Annotated in this window: 4 protein-coding genes; 1 reads left to right on the top strand and 3 read right to left on the bottom strand. The window is 49.0% G+C overall.

The genetic code is table 11. The features are described 5' to 3' along the window. Positions 1 to 149: 149 nt before the first annotated feature. The 3 genes from Q0Y54_RS11635 to Q0Y54_RS11625 all read right to left on the bottom strand — a co-directional run bounded on the left by Q0Y54_RS11635 (position 150) and on the right by Q0Y54_RS11625 (position 3,201). Positions 150 to 2,003, bottom strand: a complete 1,854-nt coding sequence (locus Q0Y54_RS11635) for a clostripain-related cysteine peptidase (protein WP_297968116.1) — start codon at positions 2,001 to 2,003, stop codon at positions 150 to 152. 396 nt (positions 2,004 to 2,399) lie between these two features. Further along, a complete protein-coding gene (locus Q0Y54_RS11630) occupies positions 2,400 to 2,537 on the bottom strand; it encodes a hypothetical protein (protein ID WP_297968113.1) in 138 nt (45 codons plus the stop codon). A 115-nt stretch (positions 2,538 to 2,652) separates the two neighbouring features. Then, on the bottom strand, positions 2,653 to 3,201 hold the full coding sequence (locus Q0Y54_RS11625; RefSeq protein ID WP_297968110.1) for a DJ-1 family glyoxalase III: 549 nt from the start codon (positions 3,199 to 3,201) through the stop codon (positions 2,653 to 2,655). A gap of 167 nt (positions 3,202 to 3,368) precedes the next feature. Here Q0Y54_RS11625 and Q0Y54_RS11620 point away from each other — a divergent pair. Then, positions 3,369 to 4,813, top strand: a 1,445-nt coding sequence (locus tag Q0Y54_RS11620; RefSeq protein ID WP_297968107.1) for a DUF4127 family protein, incomplete at its 3' end; no start/stop codon positions are given.

The following is a 4,813-nucleotide window of genomic DNA, read 5'->3' as shown; positions in this document are numbered from 1 at the left end:
TCAGCTGCTCAGCTAAGACCATGGTCTTGCTTTACAGGACACTTTCCCATGGGACTAACCAATAGGCTTTGCCTCTTGAATAGGTCCGCAAAGCTCTGGATCAATTGGACTGCATTCAGCTGGCGTATAAAGCTCCCACTGAATAAGTATCATTTAATTGCTGTAATCCTGCCATCAACAATCTCAAAATGAATGGCCTCGGAATATGCCGTTTTACCATGGGCAGAAGTAAATTCAAAGGCAAAGGCATATGTATCATCCGGTAAGGGCTCATCCTGCAACACAGGCTCCCCATCCAAAATGAATTCCTCACCCCAATATTCCTCATTATTCTCGTCGGTAAATAACGGTACAATACGGTCTCCCGCCTTCAGCTGGATAATATCCCTGTCCACCCAGCCGTTATCCAGAATACGCTGGGCACCTAATATTTTAAACTCCTCTTTATCGTAATCATAGGCAATATCCACATAGCATTCTTTTCCGTTCAGCTTGATACAGGAATTATATAGAATATAATCCTTGTTTACCTCACTGATGTACATTGGCAAAAAATAACCGTTTAAGGCCGGCCACATTCCGTCAAAATCCTCCCGAAAGGCTCCCTGGTCCCAATCAATGTTTAATTTCTCGTCGCTGCCCAGGTATACAAGCCTGTTGTCGTTATCATAGAAGCATAGTAAAAAGGCGGCCCGGCTGATGGAATTAGTCTCCTCCGGGGATAAATAAACGGCGGCTTTATTGTCCTCGTCAAGGACAACAGGTGCATTTTCAAGGGACTCTATATCAAAGTAATACCATGGCACCCCATCGCCGCTGCCGGACAGCATTTCCTGATACAGGCGGGCAAAGGCCGGGCTCCGGCCATGAAGTGCATCATAATCCAGCCAGGTCATAAGCATTCCATCCAGGCTGTAATATCCCGACAGCCCCATACCGTACCGCCGATATGGTCCGGCAGTCCGGCACACGACAGCCTCCTGAAGAGCCTGATTAAAGGCCGGAGCCGATTCGAGGCCCTCCACCTCCTGGGCCAGGCTGCCCAAATCAATCATGTTGGACCAATCCACCCCCTCATTATAGCCATATTTTTCCACATTATTGGCCACCCGGTCAAAGGCGGTAAAGAAGGCTTTGGGGTCTTGGCGGGATTGGCGCAGGGCCTCCTGGCCCAGCCGCTCATAAGCCCCATTTAACGCCGGCAGCTTGCTCAAATCGATGAGGGACAGGGTGGCCATATCATCACTTTCATTGGCCTTGCAATAAGGCAGATAGGTATCGCAAATGACCTTCCCCAGCTCCCTGCCGTCTATGGCCGGATTTTGGGCCAAGGCCCCAAACCAGCTGGCATAATCCGTTCCTGTACCCGGCATAATTTCTTCTGAGGCAGCCATATAACGGGAAAAGCCATGAAGGGTGTTGGCAGTTTCAATAGTGGCCATGAGACAGGCATCAAACAGCACAAGGTCGTAGACCGGAGCCTCTTCATTGACTGTCTCCACTGTATTCAAGGCCTGGCGCAGGTCATTTAGGCTCAATCCATTGCCATATCGCTCATCAAAGCAAAAGCCCCCAAGGCTTCCGCCGCCGTGATCCCAAAACAGAAGCATCCGATGGTCAGCGGGGAAATTTTCCTTGGTGAAGCGCAAAAAATTCTCCAAGGTAGTTACGTCCCCCATGTTGGCATCAGGCAGCTGCTCAATTTCGTGAAAGCCGGTGCTGTCATATACATAACGCCCCAGTCTGTCCGACGAAATTCCGTCGGTATGCCATTCATTGGCTCCCCCGGTCTGAATGACCACCCTTACATTTTGGGGGAGCTGTATAGTCTGCATATCCTCCAGATTGCCTGTGGCAGACCCATACTCCGACTCCAAATCCGAGCCGCACATATACATGCTGATTACCCAGCTATCCTGGGCTGCCAAGGCCCAGGAGCTGCCGCCAAGCACCAGATAAGCCGTAAAGACGACCGCCACCATACATCGCATAAACCGATTCATACCAATATCACACCTTTCTTGCCAAGAATTCATTCACGCCACAAGGGGAAGACTTTTCCCTTCGGGGACACCTCATCCACCGTCTTCGACGGTCCCCCTTCCCCAGAGGGGAAGGCTTGGGAAATACCTCATCCATCACGCAGGGGGAAGGCTTGGGAACACCTCATTAGCGTCGCGAGGGGAAGGCTTTGCAGAGGCCGGGGGTAATTGTCTTGAACAATAGACTGGGCTGCGTGAAGAAAATATTTTTTGCCCACTAAAATTAGCTGGAAAAATTATCTGTTTGAGCAACGCGAGTTATAATTTTTCCAGCTATTTAAATTTAGGCAAACAATATTTTTAGCAGTTCGGTCGTGTGAAAGACAATATCCCCGGCCATTCTCCTACGGGACTAACTCATTTCATTCGCGTCGCAAGGGGAAGGCTGGGGAATACCTCCTCCGTCACCAATTGTGCAGGTTTTATTTTTCCAATGCTTACCCCTTCGACATTTATACAGAAAATTCCTGCACCTGCCAACAGATATTTCTTCAAAAAAATCCCACCAGCCAGCAGACACTGACCAGTGGGAAATTCCGCATACCGAATTCCGATTTGTACATTAAGCATTACGAATTAACAATATTAACATGGATAAATAACTGACGGGTTACTTTATGTATAATGTATCCTTGCCAACCTCTACAGCGGTTGCTTTATCCTTCAGCACCTCAATCATCTTCAGGGCGAAGGCAATGGAGGTGGCTGGGCCGCGACTGGTGATTATATTGCCGTCCACCACCACTTCATCGGTACAGGTCTTCCCGCCCTTCATGCGATCCTCAAAGCCAGGATAGCAGGTACAATTTTTGCCCTCAACCAAGCCATTGTCCCCCAGCACTGACGGCGAGGCACAAATGGCTGCCACCCATTTTTTGGCCTCATTAAATTTCTTGATCAGGGAAACTACTGCCTGGCTGCCGCCTAAATTAAGCATACCGTCCAATCCACCTGGAAGAATAACAATACCGTATTCGTCAGCATTAACCCTGGACAGCAATTCATCAGCCTCTACAGCAATGCCATGGGCTCCCACTACCCTCTTGTCATCGTGAATGGATGCGGCGGTAACCTCAATACCCCCACGGCGCAGAAAATCAACCTGGGTCAGGCCCTCAACCTCTTCAAAGCCATTGGCCAATAATACTAATGCTTTCATATCCTTTTCGCTCCTTACATGAAAAATTTTTTGTACCAGCTGTACAATCACGTCCTATATCAAGATTATACATATTCACAATACCATCTTGCAATCCAAATTGATAGATATGTATAATAATTCCTGGAGTACAATATATTATGGTAAACAAAAATGGAGTAACCACTATGAAAAAAAAGCTTTCAATGATCTTATCTATGCTGTCCCTATTTTTGGGTCTGTCAGCAACCGGGGATATGCCCCCGGCCGGGGCCCAGGCTGAACCAAGGGGACAGGGAACTATTCTGTTCGTCCCCCACGACAATCGCCCCACCTCCTGCGAGCAGTCCGCAGAAGCACTGGAATTGGCCGGTTATAAGGTGCTTATGCCACCAAAGAATATGCTGGGAGGACTGCGGGAAGCTGCTGATACCAAACAGCTTTGGCGATGGGTGAAAAAGAATATCCAGGAAGCTGATGTGGCCGTAGTTTCTACGGACTCCCTGATATATGGCGGCCTTGTGACCTCCCGCAACCATCAGGAAATGGAAGGGGAATTGTTATCCCGGACTGAAAGCCTTGAGGACCTGCGGGAAGAAAACCGACGGGTTAAGATATATGCCTTTGGCTCCCTGATGCGCACCCCTAAGAATGGGGCGGCAGCAGGTGCCGAGGAGCCGGACTATTATCAGGAGTATGGGGATAAAATATTTAAGCTTTCCGCTCTAAGGGACCAAGGTGAAATTCGCCAGCTATCACCTGAGGAGCAGGGAGAATACGATGGGCTAAAGGCCACCCTTCCCGCTGATGTAGTCAAGGATTACTTTCAGCGCAGAGAAAAAAATATTAAGGTTACTAAACGCCTTATGGATTTCGCCAAAAAAGGAACCATAAATTTTTTGGTAATTGGCAAGGACGATAATGCCCCCTTCTGTGCTACCCACCAGGAGGCCCGGCAGCTTACGGCCTATTCCCAGGACTTAAGCCTGTCCAAGAACAAATTTCTGATTACCAACGGCATCGATGAGCTGGGAATGCTGCTTTTGACCAGAGCAATGACCTACCTGGACCGCAAGCCCTACAATGTGAATGTAAAATTCAACATGGGAACCGGCGGGGACACCATACCAAAATTTTCCGATGCCAAAATCCATAACTCCATAAAGGATGAGCTTCTCATAGCCGGGGCTTTGGAAACGGACAGTGTGATTAACGCTGACCTGGTTCTCTTGGTAAATACGGATTACAAGGGACGGACCACCGATGGTTATCCTGACCCAGGGGATCCGGAGCCCATGTATAACAACGGACAGCCCCGGAAGGACTCCCAATATTTCCTGGATATGGTAAAAAATAATGTGACCAAGGGACGAAATGCAGCTTTAGCAGATATAGCCTTTGCCAACGGCAGCGATAACGCCTTGATGAAGCAGCTGAAAAAGGATAATCTCCTGTTTAGGCTGCGGTCCTATTCCGGCTGGAACACGGCCACCAACTGCTCGGGGTTTGCCCTGGGCCAGGGCCTGCTGGCCTTGGAGCCCAGCCAAAATCAATGCAATCGGATGCTGATTAAGCGCTATCTGGATGACTGGGGCTATCAGTCCAATGTCCGCAAGCAACTGACCAATACCTT

Origin of the sequence: uncultured Anaerovibrio sp. (assembly GCF_947302755.1) — a bacterium.
Lineage (GTDB): Bacteria > Bacillota > Negativicutes > Selenomonadales > Selenomonadaceae > Anaerovibrio.
This window is presented reverse-complemented; position numbering and strand designations above follow the sequence as displayed.

What these genes read in the sequence shown, in the direction of transcription:
- Q0Y54_RS11635 (WP_297968116.1), bottom strand. Translation starts at nt 2,003, where the DNA reads ATGAATCGGTTTATGCGATGTATGGTGGCGGTCGTCTTTACGGCTTAT.
- Q0Y54_RS11625 (WP_297968110.1), bottom strand. Translation starts at nt 3,201, where the DNA reads ATGAAAGCATTAGTATTATTGGCCAATGGCTTTGAAGAGGTTGAGGGC.